Here is a 17,826-nt window from a genome sequence, read left to right on the forward strand (position 1 = left end):
CCCGCGATTGCGCTTTCTCATGTAGAGTGACTACACGGCACAATCGCAATCACGACCTGACGAAAAAATTGACTCCGGCGCGGCTGCGTATAGACCTCAAACAGGCTCTTCAACAAAGGATGCCCATCATGACCATTGCAGTCGGCGATACCCTTCCCACCCTGACCATCAAGACCAACGGCGCCAAAGGCCCGGAAGACCTGAACACCGGGGATTTTTTCAAGGGCCGCAAAGTGGTCCTGTTCGCGGTACCCGGCGCCTTCACCCCAGGCTGTTCCAACACCCACATGCCCGGTTTCGTGATCAACGCCGATGCCATTCTGGAAAAAGCCGATGCCATCGCCTGCATGGCGGTCAATGACGCCTTCGTCATGGATGCCTGGCAGAAAGACCAGAACGCCGAGCACATCACCATGCTGGCGGACGGCAACGCGGAATTCGCCAAAGCCCTGGGCCTGGAACTGGATGCCACCGGTGGCGGCATGGGCATCCGCAGCAAACGCTTCGCCCTGATCGCCAATGACGGCGTGGTGGAATACCTGGGTGTGGATGAAAAAGGCGTGGAAAAAAGCAGCGCCGAAACCGTGCTTGGCAAACTCTGAGACGAACAACGCAAGATAATGTGTAGGGTGCACTGAGCCCAGGCGAACTGCACCATCAAGCGTTGGGCTGGTGCAGTTCGCCTGGGCTCAGTGCACCCTACGTTCAGGCCCGATCTTTCCCCTCATCACCCGGTTACCGCTGATACGGCACCACTTCATAAGGGTTTCCACCCAGCGCCGCCGAGATATCCGCAATGGCTTTCTGGCCACGGACACTGTTGCCCGCCGCATCCAGTGGCGGGGAAATGGCCGCGAGGCCGAACTTGCCCGGCGACACCGCAATAATGCCACCGCCCACCCCACTCTTGGCGGGCAGGCCGGTGGCATACAGCCACTTGCCGGCATCGTCATACAAACCGGCGGTGGCCATGACCGCCAGCACCTCGGGGACATTGGCCGCTGTTATCACTGCCTTGCCGGTCACCGGATTCACCCCGCCGTTAGCCAGGCTCGCCGCCATCACTGCCAGGTCCCGGGCATTCACACCCACTGAACACTGGCGGGTATAAATATCCGTGGCCTGCACCGGATCGCCCTGCAGATGGCCGTAGGCATGCATCAGATGCGCGATGGCCTGATTGCGCTGATTGGTGGCCGCCTCAGAGGCATAGATGTCGTCCTGCACGGTGAGCTTCCGACCGGCAAAATCGTTATAAAACCCGAGAATCTTTTTCCATACCGTATCGGCATTGCGCCCCTGCACCATGCTGGTGGCGGTAATCGCCCCGGCGTTGACCAGCGGATTCATCTCCGCTCCCCGATACTGCTCGATGGCATGGATGGAATTGAACGGCTGCCCGGTAGCATCCACCCCCATGGTATCCGGTAACGCCGCCACGCCCTTCTCTTCCATCACCAACGCCATGGTGAACACCTTGGAGATGGACTGGATGGACACCTGGGACGTTACATCACCAACGTCATGGACCTGACCATCCACCGTCACCAGCACAATGCCGAAAATGTCTGAATCCACCTTGGCCAGGGCCGGGATGTAATCCGCGTTGGCGCCTTCGTCCAGTCCTTGATAACGCTCATGGGCCTGCGTCAGTGCCGCGCGAATCGCCTCCGCCGACGGTAACTCACCGGTCAGCGCCAGGCCCGACACCAACAGGCCACCGACCAACACCATCCCGCTCAGCACTCTCTTCCCTGCAACCCATCCCATGCTCTCTCTCCCTTGCACCAACCAACTTGAACAATGCCACCTTGAATAGGGATGCTATACGGGTGGCCAGCAACCTGACCAGCACCTATCCGCCACGGGTTCACATCAGCGCCACAGGTTTTGTGCTAACAATACGTTATGAACGGCAAGGACAGAGCACCATGAGCATCCTGCAACTGCCCCATGCGAAACCCGAAGCCATCCTCATCGACTGGCACGCTACCCTGGTGGACACCCACGATGCCATGTACCACGCCGTGGACGATGTGTTGCCCCACCTCAAGGAGCTGGACCTGTGGGACCGACTGCTGGACCCGGATGATTCCAAGACCATCGAAGACGCCAAGCTGCTCATTTATGTGAAGGACCATAAACGCCTGCATCCCAAGATCGTTGCCCAGCGAAAAATTTCCCGCACCGATATTTTCGAAGTGTTGTTCGGCAGCGATCAGGATGCCAAGGGCCGTGCCCACCAGGCCTTCGACGAGGCCTATAAAAAATACGTGGACGAAGTTTTCCCCCTGGAAGACGACATCCGCCAGCAGCTGGAACGTATCCGTGCACTGGGCATCAAGGTCGGCCTGATCTCCAATCGCAAACGGGACTTTCTGGAACACGAACTGGCCCTGGTGGATGGCACCGGCTGGGAAGACCTGTTCGATGTGGTGGTGTGCGGTAGCGACGTGAGCAAGCGCAAGCCATCCCCGGAAATGCTGCTACTGGCCATGGAAAAACTGGGCCTTCCCCCCTCGGAAAGCTGCTGGTACGTGGGCGACAGCACCACCGACGTGATCGCCGCCAAGGAAGCCGGTGTTACCTCCATTTTCTACAACGGCGCCGGCTGGGATCAGGCCTGGCTGGACAAGATCTTCCCCAACACCATCAAGCACCCTCATCGCCCGGACGCCGTGGTCGGCAGCATTGCCGAGCTCACCAGCCTGGCCCGCCACCTGCTGGCCCAGCACAAGCGCGTGGAGCGTGCCCGCTAGCCCTCCCGTAGGAGCGTCGCCCGCGGCGCGATTCCCAACGAAGGGAACCCGTTGCCATTCCCGTTGGAGCCTTGCTCGCAAGGCGAAGGAGCCGGGAGAGGGATCAAGGAGTTCGCCTTGCGAGCAAGGCGCCAAAGGGAAGCATTCCGCCTGACCCATCCGTCGTGCTAAAACCCGGATTCGGTCAGCGCCGTAAAACAACAATTGGCCCCTTCGCACAGATTATTAATGGTACGATCGTGCATCTTTTTAGCCGGGAGAGACTCATGGCCAGCAACCCCCTCCACGCCTTCTGCGACGACGCCCTCGGGCACGACGACGCCACCGCCCTGGCCGAGCGATTGCGCCAGGGTCAGGTCAGCAACCGGGAGGTCACCGAGGCGGCCATCGCCCGGCTACAGCGCGTGGAGCCCATCCTGAAAGGGCTCACCCTGGACACCTTCGACGCCGCCCGCCAGCGCGCCGACAGCAAACGCTTCAGCGGCTTCTTCGCCGGTGTGCCCAGCCTGATCAAGGACAACCTGGACCTGCGCGGCCTGCCCACCGGCCACGGCAGCCGCGCCCTGGGTCAGGCACCACTGAAGAAAACCAGCGGCATCGCCAAACAGTACCTGGCCCAGGGTTTCAACCTGCTGGGCAAGAGCACCCTGCCCGCCTTTGGCTTCACCGCCAGTACCGAACAGGTGGGCGTGTCCGCCACCCGCAACCCCTGGCACAGCGACTACTCCGCCGGCGGGTCTTCCGGGGGCAGCGCCGCCCTGGTAGCCGCCGGCGCCGTGCCCATCGCCCATGGCAACGACGGGGGTGGCTCCATCCGTATTCCCGCCGCCTGCTGTGGCCTGGTGGGTCTGAAAGGCACCCGCGGGCGCCTGATCGACCAGGAGGCCGCCAAGGTGCTGCCGGTGAATATCGTCAACGATGGCGTACTCACCCGCAGCGTCCGCGACACCGCCCACTTCTTTATGGAAGCGGAACGCTACTACCGCAACCGCAAGCTCAAACCCATCGGCCAGGTCACCGGCCCGGGCAAGCAGCGGCTGCGCGTGGGCATGATGATCGACTCCGTCACCGGCGACGCCACCTGCCCGCAGACCCGCCGCGCCGTAGAGGACACCGCCCGCCTGCTGGAAAGTCTGGGACACACCGTGGAAGAGGCCCATATCGACCTGCCCGCCCGGTTCGTGGAAGATTTCCTGCTCTACTGGGCCATGCTTGGCTTCCTGGTCAGCAAGGGCGGCAAGGCCCTGTTCCCCCAGGGTTTTGATGCCGGCCAGCTGGACCCGCTCACCCGTGGCCTGGCCGACTATTACCAGCAACGTTTTCTGAAAACCCCGGGCATGCTGCGCCAGCTGCGTCTGGCCCGGCAGCGCTACGCCGCCGCCTTTGCGCAATACGATGTGATCCTCAGCCCGGTACTGGCCCACACCACCCCGCAAATCGGCTACCTGGGCACCGACCTGCCCTTCGACACCCAACTGGAACGGCTGCTGCGCTACACCACCTTCACCCCCGCCAACAACGCCTCCGGCGGCCCCGGCATCTCCCTGCCCCTGGGCCAGACGGCCGATGGCCTGCCCATCGGCGTGCAGTTCTCCGCCGCCAACGGCGAAGAGGCCCTGCTATTGGGTCTGGCCTTCGAACTGGAAGAGGCCCACCCCTTCCAATCTCTGGGTAGGGTGCACTGAGCCTCAGGCGCACTGCACCATCACCCCGCCCAGGCCCCACACGACAGGTAATCGCTGGAAGAACCAAACTCAGCGACTCACGTCATAGTGGCCGCCCACCGCCTTTTGCTATGGTCGCTACGTTGATCTAACAAGGAATCCGGATCATGGAAAACCAGACCATCAGCGGCGGCGTGGTCCACGCGCTACCGGATGACCTTCGCCAAGCCCTCCAGGCGGATAGCGCCATGCTGGCACAATGGCAAGACATCACCCCGCTGGCCCGCAACGAATGGATCTGCTGGATTGAAGATGCCAAGAGAGAGGCAACCCGGCAGGGGCGCATCACCCGCGCCCGGGAAAACCTCACCGCCGGCAAACGACGCCCCTGCTGCTGGCCGGGCTGCCCCCACCGCGAACGCACCGGCAAGGCCTGACTGGCCGTTGGAGCTATGCTTGCATGGCGAACCCGACACCCATCGCTTGCAGGCAAGCCCCTACAGATCGGCGATTACGAGCCACATCACCGAAACTGGCTCGGCGACACCCCGTACCATTTTTTGAACGCCCGGGAAAACGCACTCACCTCGGAAAACCCCAACAGAAACGCCATCTGTGTCACCGTCATCCCCGGGGTGCGCAGGTGGCGTTCCACCAGAGTCTTGCGGGTATCCTCCAGCAACTGTTTCCAGCTCAGCCCCTCGTCTGCCAGCCGCCGCTGCAGGCTGCGGGTGCTCATGCAGCATTCCGTCGCCGCATCCGCCTGGGCGGGCTCGCCATCCGGTAAACGCTGCTCGATCCACAGTGCCAACCGGCTGGCCAAGGCCGCCTGCTCACTGGCTGCCAGGCGCTGGGCCAGGGTGGCATCCAGCATGGCGGCCAGCTGCACATCACTGGCCGCCAACATGTGTTGGGCGTTGTCCTTGTCGAACGCCAGGCTGTAGTGATCCGCCACCGACACCTGACAACGAAAATAGCGGGCCATGGCCTGGCGTAACCCCGGCTCCAGCCACTCCGGCGCGCACACCGCCACCGGGTTATGGTCACGATGAATACGAATCCGCAGCAGGCGAACAATGGTGGCCATGACAAAGACAATGGCCTGGGGGTGGGGCTGGTGATCGGTATTGGAGGTAAAGCGCAGGGCCACACTGTGGTCATCGGCGATCAGGTCCGTGGTCACCAGATCGCTGATCAGGCGATGAAAGCGGGTAATGCGGTTGAGCACGCTGTACAGATCGCCCCCCGCCGCCACCGCCAGCCCCAGGGCGCCGAAGGTGTTGTACTGGGCATGGCGGGCCACCTCGATGGCCATGCCCGGATCGCCCAGCTCCTGCAGGCAATCATCCAGCAGCGCCGTGGACACCGCCGCATCCAGCCGGGCCTCCGGGTCCTGCACCATCTGCGGGTCCAGCCCGTGGCGGCGCAGAATGGCATCGCCGTCCAGTCCCCGCTCGTGCAACAAGTGCACAAGCGGCCCCATCAGCAGCGCTGCCGCCTGTTTTTTTTCTGACATTGGCGTCCCCGGTCAAACGGTTGGCGGGCAAAGCCGAGTTTTTCTGGCCAGCCTTACCTAAAGTCGTTGCCATCGAGAAATGGAGGTTTCCCATGGCAACTGCACCTGCCCGCGGCAAGTCCGCGACAGACAAGAAGATTCAACGCGACATCATCGCTATCAGTGATGATATACGGCAACGGCACGGCTGGCTCAAGCACCAGAACGCCATCGGCTTCGGCATCTTTGCCCTGGCGATTGCCGGTTGCACCCTCAACGCCGTGCTTTACCTGCAAGGCATCATGCCCGCCTGGGCGGTGATCCTGCTGACTGCCTTCTGGACGTCACTGCTCCATGAACTGGAGCACGACCTGATCCACTGGATGTACTTCAAGAACAACAAGCTGGTTCATCACCTGATGATGCTCGGCGTGTACCTGTGGCGCCCTACTACCATCAACCCCTGGGTGCGTCGCCACCTGCACTTCCATCACCACAAGCATTCCGGCAGCGAGACCGACCTGGAAGAGCGCGGTATCACCAATGGCGAGAAGTGGGGCCTCAAGCGCCTGATCATGGTGGGCGACAATATGCTGGCCGTCTATCTGCGTGCGGTGAAATACCTGACCGAACCCCTGAAGCTCTACCGCCGCGGCGTTATCACCCGCAAGGACCTGAAGAACTTCCGTCTCATCGGCCTGGTGAGCTACAACCCCTTGGGCGTGATCGTCCACGCCATCTGGCACTTCTTCGTGCTCTACCACCTGCTCAATGGCGCCGCCTGGCTGGCCGGCATCAGCATCCCGTGGCCGGAAGTGGTTACCGCCCAGTTCACCTGGATCACTCCGCTGGTAGTGGTGCTGATCGCCCCCAACATGCTGCGCACCTTCTGCCTGCACTTCATCTCGTCCAATATGCATTACTACGGCGACAACGAACCGGGCAAGATCACCGAACAATGCCAGGTGCTGAACGTCTGGTGGCTGTGGCCCCTGCAGGCCTTCTGCTTCAACTTTGGCAGCACCCACGCCATCCACCACTTCGTGGTCCGCGACCCCTTCTATGTACGGCAGATGACTGCCAAGCGGGCCCATGTGGTGTTGAAGGAGAATGGGGTGAGATTCAATGATCTTGGCACCTTCCGACGGGCCAACCGGATGCACGACAAACCGCAAGCCGCCTGAATAGTGACGACTTACCAACATAAAGCCCGCCGAGTGCGGGCTTTTTTGTTTTCAGCGGAAAGGCTGTCTCTCGACCCTGGGTTACTTTACAAGCTCATGACTATCAAGCATTTTGTTTATATTGTGTCTTAAATACCGACTCAAGAGTTCAAAGGAACGTTCCTTTGAACTCAGTGTAAGAAGTTTGCCATAGTTGGCTACTGCATTGTTATTGCGGTTTTTTTGATAATTCATTGGGTCTGGTTTCAGAATTATAAGGAACCGGATTATACGGAACGTTCTAGTTAATACGCTGTTATGCAAAAGGATTTAACTTATGAATCAGGATGAAGTGACCGCGATATTTGAAAATATTCAAAACTCTAGCGCTGGATTTGGAGCAGCTGAAATAATAGCGGCTGCCTCTGTGGTGATAGCACTCTCAGCCCTAATTGTAGCAATTTTAGAGTCTCGAGCTTCACGAAAACACAATAAACTAAGCGTGGCACCGAAACTTCATTTTACCAAATCAACAGACAAACAAGCTCGTATCAAAATCCTTCTATGTAACTTTGGCTTGGGCCCTGGCTTGCTTACTAGTTTTTCAGTTACTGCAAATGGAGTGAGTGTCGTATTTCCTAAACGAAAGGAAATTGTTCCTTTGCTGAAAGGAGCTGGATTCGAAATTGATAAAACTGACTCCATCATGTACATGCCTGACAAAGGTGAGTCATTTAAGGAAGGTAATGAGGTTCGTATCTTTGAGTTTATAGCCAACCAATCGTGTAGCCACAGTGTAATTGAATCTGCAGTAGAGCAGCTTACAGTAGTCGCTGAATTTGAAACGCTATATGGCGAAAAGATAGTCTGTAGATTTCCTAATGCATAACGATTACCGGCAGTCGGACAGCCAAAAATCCGCACCTTATATGCTACTCGCTGGCTCTAAAACATTAGCACGAAAGGCGCTCGGCTCCGGCTTCCGCTGCGGTTGGCGTTAGACGCAAATAAAAGAGGTACTGGTGAGCATATCGAAAGAGTTATTTGAAATAGCTTCTGCCCTCCGACAGTTCGAAGAGTTTTCATCTCCAGAATTGGATGAGCTAAAAGCTGCTGCTGAAGATATTGGGAAGGCATGGTCAGGGTCCTGGCTAGGCTATCACTCGAAGGTGTACTACGGGGATTTCCAGGAGCCGCCTCCTGGTGCTGCCTTTAGTCAAGAATGGGGGATGCAGAATGCCTTTTCGATGGGTAGTCGCGGAGATTGGAGAGAGTACAACTATGATGACGTTGTGTCTCTCATTAAACATGAAGCGGGTGAGCCTGATCTATCTGAGATATCTGAGAAGGCCGATAAAGCAAAGAAGGCGTTCGAAGATGCCAAGGCGAAGACTCAGTCGCTTGTGTACGCCAATATCGATCCAGAAACAGATAAGTTTACTAAGCGACTTGTGGATCAAATAGAGTCCAATAAGATTCTAACACAGACGGACGTAATTAAACACCTTCGTCCAAACGGAAAGATGATTTCCCGGGACATGATCGCAATTGAAAAGGGGTTAGTTACGCCGCCACATATTTCAGTTATTTCAAGAGTTTTTGCGTTGAAACAGCCATTTCTGGCATGTGGAAATCTCAAAGAAACAGTTATAAAGCTTGCGAGCCATATTCAAAATCTGGAGAACAGAAATTCTGTAGAGGAAAGGATTGGCACAAATGTTTTTATCGGACATGGGCGGTCTCCCTACTGGAGGGAATTAAAGGATTTCGTGAGTGATAGATTGAGCTTGCCATGGGACGAATTCAATAGAGTTCCGGTTGCGGGTGTAACTAACATCGCCCGGCTAGCACAAATGCTTGACCAAGCATGCATAGCATTTCTTGTAATGACTGCAGAGGATGAGCAGATCGATGGCAACTTACACGCAAGAATGAATGTAATCCATGAAGTGGGACTATTTCAGGGGCGACTTGGATTTGGTAGGGCGATTGTGCTCTTAGAAGAAGGTTGTAATGAGTTCAGCAATATTCAGGGGCTTGGCCAAATTCGATTTCCTAAAGGGAACATCTCTGCAATTTTTGAGGATATAAGGCAAGTATTAGAGCGGGAAGGTATCGTCGAGTAATAGTCTAACAAGCGGCTTTCGTCGGACGCATCCCCGCTAGCGCTCCGGTACTCCGCAAAGCCGAGCGTCAGAGAATACTAAGTCAGACACCACAGAATGAAATCAATCGGAGTTAAGGTATGCCTTACCTACACAATTACCGGCTTTTCGTAAGCCATGCCTGGCGTTACAGCGAACGGTATGACCGAGCGATCAATTTTTTAAACGCAGCTCCTAACTTTTCGTGGACAAACTACTCGGTTCCCATTGACAAGAGATTTGAGCAAATGTCAGTCCGTGCACTTGAAGAAGAGCTTCGTCAGCAGATTCGTCCCGCCCAGTGCGTAGTTGTAATCGCGGGAATGTACGCTGCCCATAGTGATTGGATCCAGTTTGAAATTGACTTTGCTCAATCGCTCGGCAAACCCATTCTTGGAATTATTCCATGGGGTGCAGAACGGACACCGATAAGTGTGTCATTGGCAGCAAATAAGATGGTTGGCTGGAACGCTAATACCATCGTTTCGGGCATCAGGGAGATAACCCCTTGAAATCTATAAATTTTGATTATCCTGCACTATACAAAGCTGCAAATGATTTGTCCGAGAAATCTCAAAATTGGTATCACCGACTCCTAAAATCGGAATACTGCCTTTTGATCTTAGCCGCAGTTATTTCGATGGTGGCCGATCCTAGTAGAGAAATTCAGTCAATACATACAATAGTATTTATTGCACTTGCAGCGTTGTTGCTTTATCGCTTCAAGACTAAACCGGAGCAAGATTGGTATAAGGGGCGGGCACTTGCAGAGTCAATTAAAACCTCAACTTGGCGTTACTGTATCAGATCGGCACCGTTTGAGAATGTAACTGATGTTCGAATAATTAGAGCTGAATTCAGAAACCATCTACGCGAAATCTTACGAGCCAACCGATACATAGGAGACCGTATCCCTCCAGATTCGGCCGCAGATGATCAGATCACTGGTTCTATGGATGACATTAGAGCGCTATCGATTGAGGAACGTAAGCAATTTTACATGGAAAACCGCATTAAGGAGCAGCGAGGTTGGTACACAAAGAAAGCGAGAGACAATAAAAAAGCTGCAACGCGTTGGGTCCTCGTGTGTACGGCAACCTATGGAGCTGCGATTGTCCTGCTAGTGCTCCGCCCCTCATTCCCAGAATGGCAGTTTTGGCCATTCGAGCCACTAATAGTCTTAGCGTCGTCAATTATCGGCTGGATGCAAATAAAGAAGTTCAATGAATTGGCCTCAGCTTATACGCTGACCGCACATGAAATCGGGATAATCCAAGGGCGCCTCGAAGAAATAGAATCTGAAGAAGATCTATCAGAATTTATTAATGAAGCAGAGCTCGCTTTCTCTCGTGAGCATACACAATGGGTCGCACGGCAAAATGCACTTTAACCAGCGCAGTCACGGTAACGCCCGCTAGATTGCGCTTTCGGCTCCATTCCGTAGTTGCGCATGCTGCAAACGTTAATGTCCCTAGTTCTCCAAGAAAACTAGACCCCCCCTTGAGAAACAGACTTGAAACGGCCCAACACCATGAACATCATCAATATCGCAGACACCGTCATGAACCGCGCCGCCCGCTATCACGATCACCGCGTCGAGGGCCTGGAGCACATCCCGGCCAGCGGGCCGGCCCTGATTGTGGTGAATCATTCCCTGGCCACCTATGACAGCGGCCTGCTGGCTGCCGCTGTGCGGGAACGCCTGGGTCGTGATGTGTGGCTGCTGGGTGATCGCTATATCTTCAAGATTCCGGTGGTCCGGGATCTGGCATCCGCCTACGGTTTCGTTGAGGGTTCACAGCACAACGCGGAAAGTCTGTTGCGCGATGGCGAGCTGGTGTTGGTGGCGCCGGGGGGCATGCGTGAAGCGCTGCGGCCCAGTAGCCAGAAGTACCAGCTGAATATCCGTGACCGGAAAGGGTTTGCGCGGCTGGCCATGCGTACCGGCGCGCCGGTGGTGCTGTCCGCCTGCCCGGCGGCGGACGACATTTATCATGTGATCGCGAACCCGGTGACCGACTGGGTGTACAACCGCTACAGGCTGGCCGCCCCGGTTATCCTTGGCAAGTTCGGCACCCCCATTCCCAGGCCCGCCAAACTGGTTCATTACCTGAATGCACCAATGTCACCGCCCGGCAATTGTAGCGACGATGACCCTAATGCCGTTGATGCCTTTCATGCCGCACTGGAGCGCCGTTTGCAGGAAATGCTGACGGAACATGCCAGCACCTGAAGGACACAACCAATGAAAAGCGCGGAAACTTTCTGGGACAAGGCCGCCGCCCGCTATGCCAAAAGTCCGATTCGGGACGAAGCCAGCTACCAGAAAAAACTGGCCATCACCCGGGAGTACTTCCAACCGGATTGGTCTGTTTTGGAATTCGGTTGTGGCACTGGCGGCACAGCCATCCTCCATTCGCCTTATGTGCGGGACATTCTTGCCACGGATATTTCCAAAAATATGCTGGAGATCGCGCAAACCAAAGCTGCTGATGCCGGCATTGGCAATATCCGCTTCCAGCAGGGCACGCTGGACAGCCTGCCGCTGGCCCCCGGGAGTTTTGATGCCGTGCTGGGATTGAATATCTTACATCTGCTGGAAGACCCCGACGCCGCCATCGGCCGAGTCAGCAGTCTGCTGAAACCCGGCGGTATTTTCGTTGCCAACACGGTACTTGCCGCCGATATGAAGCTGCACTGGCGACTGCTTATCCCGTTAATGCAGGCGCTTGGTTTTGCGCCCCATGTCAGTCGCTTCGACAGGGACGAGTTGTTCGCCATGCTGGCTCGGGCTGGCTTTGATATCGACCATGAATGGCAGCCGGACAGCCTGTCTGTCTTTATTGTGGCCAGAAAGCGCGCCTGACTGTTTCGTCAGTTTTCATTCCCCTCCCGGAAAAACGACGGCGCTACGCCGGTCCAGCGTTTGAAGGCGCGGCGGAAGTTGGCGGTGTCGCCGTAGCCCAGGGTGTAAGCCAGTTCCTGAATGGTCATGTGCTGGCTTTTCAGGTATTCCATGGCCAGGGCGTGGCGGACTTCGTCGAGGATTTCCTGGAACGAGGTGCCTTCATCCAGCAACCGGCGGTGCAGGGTTCGCGGGGTCATGTGCAGGATGCGGGCGGTGACGGTGAGTGAGGGAAAGTTCACCTGTTTGGCCAGCATCAGTCGGCGCACCCGTGCTGATACGGACGCATCCGATACCAGGTTCTGCAATTCCCGTTCGCAGAGTTTTTCCGCATGTTCGAAGGCGGCAGGGTCGGCGGTTCTCAGGGGCTGGTCCACCACTTCCAGCGGCAGGGACAGGCCGGTCCAGTTCTGGTTGTAGCGTACCGGGCAGCGGAACAGGGAGCGGACCAGTTCCCGGTCGAAGGCTTCGTCAAAGGTAAAGCTGGCCTCAGCCACCTGACAGTTGCCCAGGGTAATGAAGTCGAGCACGTTCTTTACCGCCACCACCACGGCCCCGAGCAGGAAGGGCCCCAGCTCACCCAGCGGCAGCAATTCCCGTATCTGCAGATTCAGGTAGTTGCCCTCCACCTGATGGCTGACCATGACCAGGTTGATACGCAGGGGAATAAACCGCTCCAGTAATTCCACCACCTGGCGGACAGAACCACTGTTCATGGCTGCATAGCCGACCATGCCATGATTATTGATGCGCAGCCGCTCGCCCACCATCAGACCCAGGGCGGATTCTCCGGTGATCGCTTCCGCTTCCAGAAACAGGGCTCGGACCACCTCCCAGGGAACGCTGGTATCGGCCTGTTCAAGATCGGCCAGCGACAGCTCATGGGAAGCCAACCAGGGAGCAACGTCGATCCCCATCTCCGTGAGCTGGTCTGCCACCTGGCGGAGATAGTTGATGGACAGTGCCCATTCCATCGGCTGGTTCATGGCTGGCAAGATCCGAAAATTCGCATTGTCAAAAAATGACCCCCATCTGTCTACAGACAACCTACCCCAGCACCGGTCGCATATCTAGCATCGATCTCCACTGCTCAAACCCCGAGCACGACAACGGTACAGGAAGGTAACAAAGCACAATAAAACCTTACGTATTGGCTGCCTTTCATCAGGGAGAACATCATGCGATATGCAAAACAATTTATTATTTTTCTCGTGGTTTCCACGGTCCTTTTCGCCAACAGCACTCACGCCAGCATTGGCAACAAACGCACACTCTGCGTTTTCGATCTGGTCGGTGCCAACGGTGATTTCTACGGCATCATGAAGGATTTCAAGACCGCCGCGCTCGGCTGGGGCGTGGACATTGAATTGAAGCCCTATACCGACGAGAAAATTGCCGCCGAAGATTTGAAGGCGAAGCAATGCGATGGCGCCCTGCTTACCGGCATCCGTGGCCGTCAGTTCATCAGCTATACCGGCAGCATGGATTCCATCGGCGCCATCCCCGACTACGATGCTATGCGCATGGTGGTGACGATCCTGGCCAGCGGTAACCCCAAGGTAAACCCACATCTGGTGTCCGGCCCCTATGAGTTTGGCGGCCTGGTACCCATGGGCGCAGCCTATCTGTTCGTGAAGGACAACAGCATCGATACGGTGGAAGAACTGGCGGGAAAATCCATTGCGGTGCTGGAATACGATGTGGCCGAGGCGAACATGGCCAAGCGTGTGGGCATGTCACCGGTGATGTCGGATATCACCAACTTCTCCACCCGTTTCAACAACGGTTCCGTGGATACCTGCTTCGCTCCCATCTTCGGTTATTCCGCCCTAGAACTGTACAAGGGCATGCAGCCGGACGGCGGCATCATTGATCTGGTGCTCGGCCAATTGAGTGCACAGCTGATTCTTCGCAAGGATCTTTTCCCCGCAGATTTTGCCGATCAATCCCGCAAGTATCTGGCCGGCCAGTTTGATCGTGCCATGCGCATCATCAACAACGCCGACGGCGAAGTGAATGAAAAGTGGTGGATCAATATTTCTGATGAAGAAACTACTCGTTACGACGAAATGTTTCGCCAGGCCCGTATCGATCTGGCCAACCAGGGCGTTTACAACAAGGACATGATGAGCCTGCTGCGCAAGGTGCGCTGCAAGGGCAATCCGTCCCGAGCGGAATGCGTCAATCCCGTCGAATGATCTGATCGATTATTTCTTTTCTTTCAACGTCATCTTGCAGTGATCTGCACAGCATTATGCGAGGCATTATCATGTTGGAAAAAATCAATCCTGATACCTTGTTGCGTTTGAAAAAATGGGGCTACCTGGCCTGCTGGATGCTCTTTCTTCCCATGGTGCCGTTTTCCGCGCTGGTGGGTCGTGAGCAGGGCACCCAGAATCTCTGGGCCTGGATGATTCTGGCGGTGTTCTTCATTCTGGTGCCGGTGGTGGATTACCTGGTCGGCAAGGACCCGGTGAACCCGGATGAAGAAAAACAGGTCCCCGAACTGTCCCAGGACAAGAGCTACCGCTCCCTGCCCCTGCTGCTGGCCGTGGCCTGGCTGGGCCTGTTGTTCTATGCCGGCCATGTGTTCGTCAGCAATGACTATTCCTCGGCCGGCATGCTCGGCTGGATCATGTCCATCGGCCTGCTTGGCGGCATGATCGCTATCAACCTGGGTCACGAGCTGATTCACAAGGACCCCAAGGTGGAAAACTGGATGGGCGGCCTGTTGTTGTCGTCGGTGACCTACGGCGGCTTCAAGGTGGAGCATGTGCGTGGTCACCATGTGCATGTGTCCACCCCGGATGATGCGTCTTCCAGCCGCTATAACCAGTCTCTGTATGATTTTCTGCCCAAGGCGTTTGTGCGCAATTTCAAGAATGCGTGGAAACTGGAAAAGCAGTACCTGGAACGCAAGGGCAAGAACAACATCAGCATTCATAACGAGCTGATTTGGTGGTACGGCATCTCCTTCCTGTTTGCGGTAGCCTTCGGTGTCCTGTGGGGTTGGCAAGGAGTGCTGTTTTTTGTCGGCCAGAGTTTCTTTGCGGCTCTGGCGCTGGAGATCGTCAACTACATCGAACACTACGGCCTGCATCGTCGCCAACTGCAGACCGGTCGCTATGAACGGGTCACCCCGGCACACAGCTGGAACTCGAATTTCCTTGTGACCAATTTGGTGCTGTTCCAACTGCAACGCCACAGCGACCACCACGCCTATGCCAAGCGTCGTTACCAGGTGCTGCGCCACTATGACGAGAGCCCGCAACTGCCAGCTGGTTATTCCGCCATGATGTTGCTGGCCATGGTGCCGCCATTGTGGAAAGCCGTGATGAACCCGCGGGTGGAAGCCTACTACCAAGGCGAGCTGGATCAGCTGTTCCGCGAAGGCCCGCGCATCAACAATATTGCCTGATTTCGGTACCGGTGAGTGGCCTTGCGCCGCTCACCGGTGTTTTCGCACTGCATCACAGTCCGGTGTTTTACCGACACATTGCCACCGCTTTCCCCTCCCTTCGAAAAGCATTAACGCCTTTTTTCAACACGGTAGCGCCCTTTGACCGGCCACGCCAAATGCCTACACTGCCAGAGTCAGGATCTTGTCGAAATCGACGCGGCACATTCGATCATGAAGTAGACCACCCGGAACAAAAGGAGTCGCACTCATGACCTCGAAAAAAACGGCACTACCAAAAACCACCTCCCACAATGAGTGGGAAGCGTCTCTACAGGCCCTGCTTGACAGGGAGAAGGCATTGACCCGAATGCAGGACGAGCTGGCTGCCGAACGCCGTCGGTTACCGATGGTGCCCGTGGAAGAAAACTACACCTTCACCGGGCCGCATGGTGAGGTGGGTCTGGTGGATCTGTTTGAGGGACGCCGGCAACTGATTGTCTATTGCGCAATGCTTGAGCCCGGCGCCACCCCCTTTGAGGGTTGCTCAATGGTGATGGACAACATTGGCCACAATCTTGCCCACGTCAACGCCAGGGATACGACGTTCGTGTTCACCTCCCCGGCACCGCAACACGAGATCCTGGCACTGCAAAAGCGTATGCACTGGCAGGCGCCCTGGTATACCGACCATCAGCGTCGTTTCGCGGATGCGTTCGGCGCCGGCAAGGGGTTTGCCATCAACGTGTTTATTCGCGACGACGACAACCTGGTCTACCGCACCTACTTCAGTACCGACCGTGGCGGAGAACTGTTCGATACCCATTTCCGGCTGCTGGATATCACCCCGTACGGCCGCCAGGAACAGTGGGAAGATTCGCCCGGTGGCTGGCCACAAAGCGAGCCCTACCAATGGTGGCGTATGCACGATGACTACTAGTTGATAAGCATGCTGGCGGATATGGACTTAGACATGGCGTTCGCCAACTGCTATCTCCACGTTGAGACGAAACGCATCGCCCGGGCCAGGCAGGGTGAGTTAACCATGTGCAATACGGACAACGCTATTGCCCGACAACTTCCCACACAAGGGTTGAAACTCCCGTTATAACCCTTATCTTCACGCACCCCGGCCTTTCTGCTTGCCGGATTATTTGAGCAACAGACTCGACTTGATGCACTGCGTCAGTTTTTTTGCCGTCTGGCCCGATGGCGGCTGTTCGAGTGCCCAGGTCGCCAACAGGAGATGATGACACTGAACGCCTTTTAGCAAGGCGGTTTCTGAACGGTGGATTAGATCGCGGAGGTGATTTGATGTCAGCGCAGAACCTGACTTGCCCGGCCCCGATACAGGCCGACCCCTACCCCACCCGGCTGCACCAGCAACCGGAACACCCCTGGCACGAGCGCCGGGAGAATACGGTCAAAGGCCGCCACTTGCCCGGTCCACTGACCGAACAACAGCTGGATCATTTCGAGGAAAACGGCTTTCTTTTCGAGCCCGGTTTTCTGCCGCCTGAGGAGGTAGCCTCTCTGACCGAGGCCATGAGTGAGCTGCTCAATCGTGAGGACTACCGGGGCAAGCCGTTCACTATCACCGAGCCGGATAGCCATGAGATCCGGTCCGTGTTTGCCGTGCATTTCCTGCACCGGGCCTTTCAACACCTGGCCCGCGATCCGCGACTGACCCAACGGGTGGAGCAGATTCTCGGTGGCGGCCACTATGTGCACCAGTCCCGGATCAACTACAAACCCGGCTTCAAGGGCAAGGGGTTCAACTGGCATTCCGATTTTGAAACCTGGCATGCGGAAGACGGCATGCCGGCCATGCATGCGGTAAGTGCCTCCATCATCCTGACGGATAATCACTCCTTCAATGGACCGCTGATGCTGATCCCCGGGTCCCACAAACACTTTATTCCCTGTGTAGGCCCCACACCGGATGAGCACCACAAGCAATCACTGAAAACCCAGCAGATCGGCGTCCCCTCGGAGCAGACGCTGGCAGCCATGATCAGTCGCCATGGTATCGACGCCCCCACCGGCCCGGCTGGCAGCCTGCTGCTGTTCGACTGCAACACCCTGCACGGCTCCAACGCCAACATGTCGCCGGACCCGCGCAGCAATGTGTTCTTCGTGTTCAACCGGCGTGACAACGCCTGCCATAAACCTTATGCAGCCAAAAAACGGCGCCCGCGTTTTCTTGGGCATGAGCCGGATCGGCTTTGGCAAGCGGACGATAGTTAACAGTGAATAGTGAACAGTTAACAGCGAAAACAAAAAAGGCCGCACCCCGATT

Annotated in this window: 18 protein-coding genes; 15 read left to right on the forward strand and 3 right to left on the reverse strand. The window is 56.5% G+C overall.

Going from position 1 to position 17,826, the window contains the following annotated elements; translation table 11 throughout:
- Positions 1–128: 128 nt before the first annotated feature.
- Positions 129–602 (forward strand): peroxiredoxin, encoded by a 474-nt coding sequence (locus A3714_RS15480; protein WP_063508778.1) that lies wholly within the window; start codon positions 129–131, stop codon positions 600–602.
- A gap of 133 nt (positions 603–735) precedes the next feature.
- Here the strand turns inward: A3714_RS15480 and glsA are convergent, their stop codons facing one another.
- Complete coding sequence (gene glsA, locus A3714_RS15485; protein ID WP_063508779.1) at positions 736–1,770, reverse strand: glutaminase A; 1,035 nt, start codon at positions 1,768–1,770, stop codon at positions 736–738.
- Positions 1,771–1,931: 161 nt separating this feature from the next.
- Between glsA and A3714_RS15490 the strand changes: the two genes are divergently transcribed.
- The 3 genes from A3714_RS15490 to A3714_RS15500 all read left to right on the forward strand — a co-directional run bounded on the left by A3714_RS15490 (position 1,932) and on the right by A3714_RS15500 (position 4,860).
- Positions 1,932–2,759, forward strand: a complete 828-nt coding sequence (locus A3714_RS15490) for an HAD family hydrolase (protein ID WP_062815220.1) — start codon at positions 1,932–1,934, stop codon at positions 2,757–2,759.
- Between the two features lie 266 nt (positions 2,760–3,025).
- Positions 3,026–4,444 carry an amidase gene (locus tag A3714_RS15495; protein WP_062815219.1) on the forward strand — a complete coding sequence of 473 codons (1,419 nt, stop codon included), beginning with the start codon at positions 3,026–3,028 and terminating at the stop codon, positions 4,442–4,444.
- Positions 4,445–4,590: 146 nt separating this feature from the next.
- Positions 4,591–4,860 (forward strand): YdeI/OmpD-associated family protein, encoded by a 270-nt coding sequence (locus tag A3714_RS15500; RefSeq protein ID WP_062815218.1) that lies wholly within the window; start codon positions 4,591–4,593, stop codon positions 4,858–4,860.
- Positions 4,861–4,946: 86 nt separating this feature from the next.
- On the opposite strand, the gene A3714_RS15505 is transcribed toward A3714_RS15500, so the two are convergent.
- A complete protein-coding gene (locus A3714_RS15505) occupies positions 4,947–5,939 on the reverse strand; it encodes an AraC family transcriptional regulator (protein ID WP_062815217.1) in 993 nt (330 codons plus the stop codon).
- A gap of 92 nt (positions 5,940–6,031) precedes the next feature.
- Here A3714_RS15505 and A3714_RS15510 point away from each other — a divergent pair, with 92 nt between their 5' ends.
- The 7 genes from A3714_RS15510 (at position 6,032) to A3714_RS15540 (ending at position 12,091) form a co-directional block, all read left to right on the forward strand.
- Entirely contained in the window at positions 6,032–7,102 is a 1,071-nt protein-coding gene (locus tag A3714_RS15510; RefSeq protein ID WP_062815216.1) for a fatty acid desaturase, read from the forward strand.
- 316 nt (positions 7,103–7,418) lie between these two features.
- Positions 7,419–7,970 carry a hypothetical protein gene (locus A3714_RS15515; RefSeq protein WP_062815215.1) on the forward strand — a complete coding sequence of 184 codons (552 nt, stop codon included), beginning with the start codon at positions 7,419–7,421 and terminating at the stop codon, positions 7,968–7,970.
- Positions 7,971–8,103: 133 nt separating this feature from the next.
- Complete coding sequence (locus A3714_RS18120) at positions 8,104–9,207, forward strand: TIR domain-containing protein (RefSeq protein WP_062815214.1); 1,104 nt, start codon at positions 8,104–8,106, stop codon at positions 9,205–9,207.
- Between the two features lie 119 nt (positions 9,208–9,326).
- The gene (locus A3714_RS15525) at positions 9,327–9,737 is read left to right on the forward strand and encodes a TIR domain-containing protein (RefSeq protein ID WP_062815213.1); all 411 of its coding nucleotides are present in this window, start codon (positions 9,327–9,329) and stop codon (positions 9,735–9,737) included.
- Positions 9,734–10,615 (forward strand): DUF4231 domain-containing protein, encoded by an 882-nt coding sequence (locus A3714_RS15530; RefSeq protein ID WP_062815212.1) that lies wholly within the window; start codon positions 9,734–9,736, stop codon positions 10,613–10,615. Before A3714_RS15525 ends, A3714_RS15530 begins: the two co-directional genes overlap by 4 nt.
- Before the next feature lie 123 nt (positions 10,616–10,738).
- Complete coding sequence (locus A3714_RS15535; protein WP_062815211.1) at positions 10,739–11,458, forward strand: lysophospholipid acyltransferase family protein; 720 nt, start codon at positions 10,739–10,741, stop codon at positions 11,456–11,458.
- Between the two features lie 12 nt (positions 11,459–11,470).
- The gene (locus tag A3714_RS15540) at positions 11,471–12,091 is read left to right on the forward strand and encodes a class I SAM-dependent methyltransferase (protein ID WP_062815210.1); all 621 of its coding nucleotides are present in this window, start codon (positions 11,471–11,473) and stop codon (positions 12,089–12,091) included.
- Positions 12,092–12,099: 8 nt separating this feature from the next.
- Here A3714_RS15540 and A3714_RS15545 read toward each other — a convergent pair whose 3' ends face one another.
- Entirely contained in the window at positions 12,100–13,116 is a 1,017-nt protein-coding gene (locus A3714_RS15545; protein ID WP_103917222.1) for an AraC family transcriptional regulator, read from the reverse strand.
- 192 nt (positions 13,117–13,308) lie between these two features.
- Between A3714_RS15545 and A3714_RS15550 the strand changes: the two genes are divergently transcribed.
- From A3714_RS15550 to thpD, 4 genes are all read left to right on the forward strand, one after another.
- Positions 13,309–14,328 carry a putative solute-binding protein gene (locus A3714_RS15550; protein ID WP_035245912.1) on the forward strand — a complete coding sequence of 340 codons (1,020 nt, stop codon included), beginning with the start codon at positions 13,309–13,311 and terminating at the stop codon, positions 14,326–14,328.
- 71 nt (positions 14,329–14,399) lie between these two features.
- A complete protein-coding gene (locus A3714_RS15555; RefSeq protein ID WP_035245910.1) occupies positions 14,400–15,548 on the forward strand; it encodes an alkane 1-monooxygenase in 1,149 nt (382 codons plus the stop codon).
- 250 nt (positions 15,549–15,798) lie between these two features.
- Positions 15,799–16,467, forward strand: a complete 669-nt coding sequence (locus A3714_RS15560) for a DUF899 family protein (protein ID WP_062815209.1) — start codon at positions 15,799–15,801, stop codon at positions 16,465–16,467.
- A 374-nt stretch (positions 16,468–16,841) separates the two neighbouring features.
- Positions 16,842–17,774 (forward strand): ectoine hydroxylase, encoded by a 933-nt coding sequence (gene thpD, locus A3714_RS15565; RefSeq protein ID WP_062815208.1) that lies wholly within the window; start codon positions 16,842–16,844, stop codon positions 17,772–17,774.
- Positions 17,775–17,826 lie beyond the last annotated feature (52 nt).

The sequence above is a fragment of the Alcanivorax sp. HI0007 genome (assembly GCF_001635525.1).
Lineage (GTDB): Bacteria > Pseudomonadota > Gammaproteobacteria > Pseudomonadales > Alcanivoracaceae > Alcanivorax.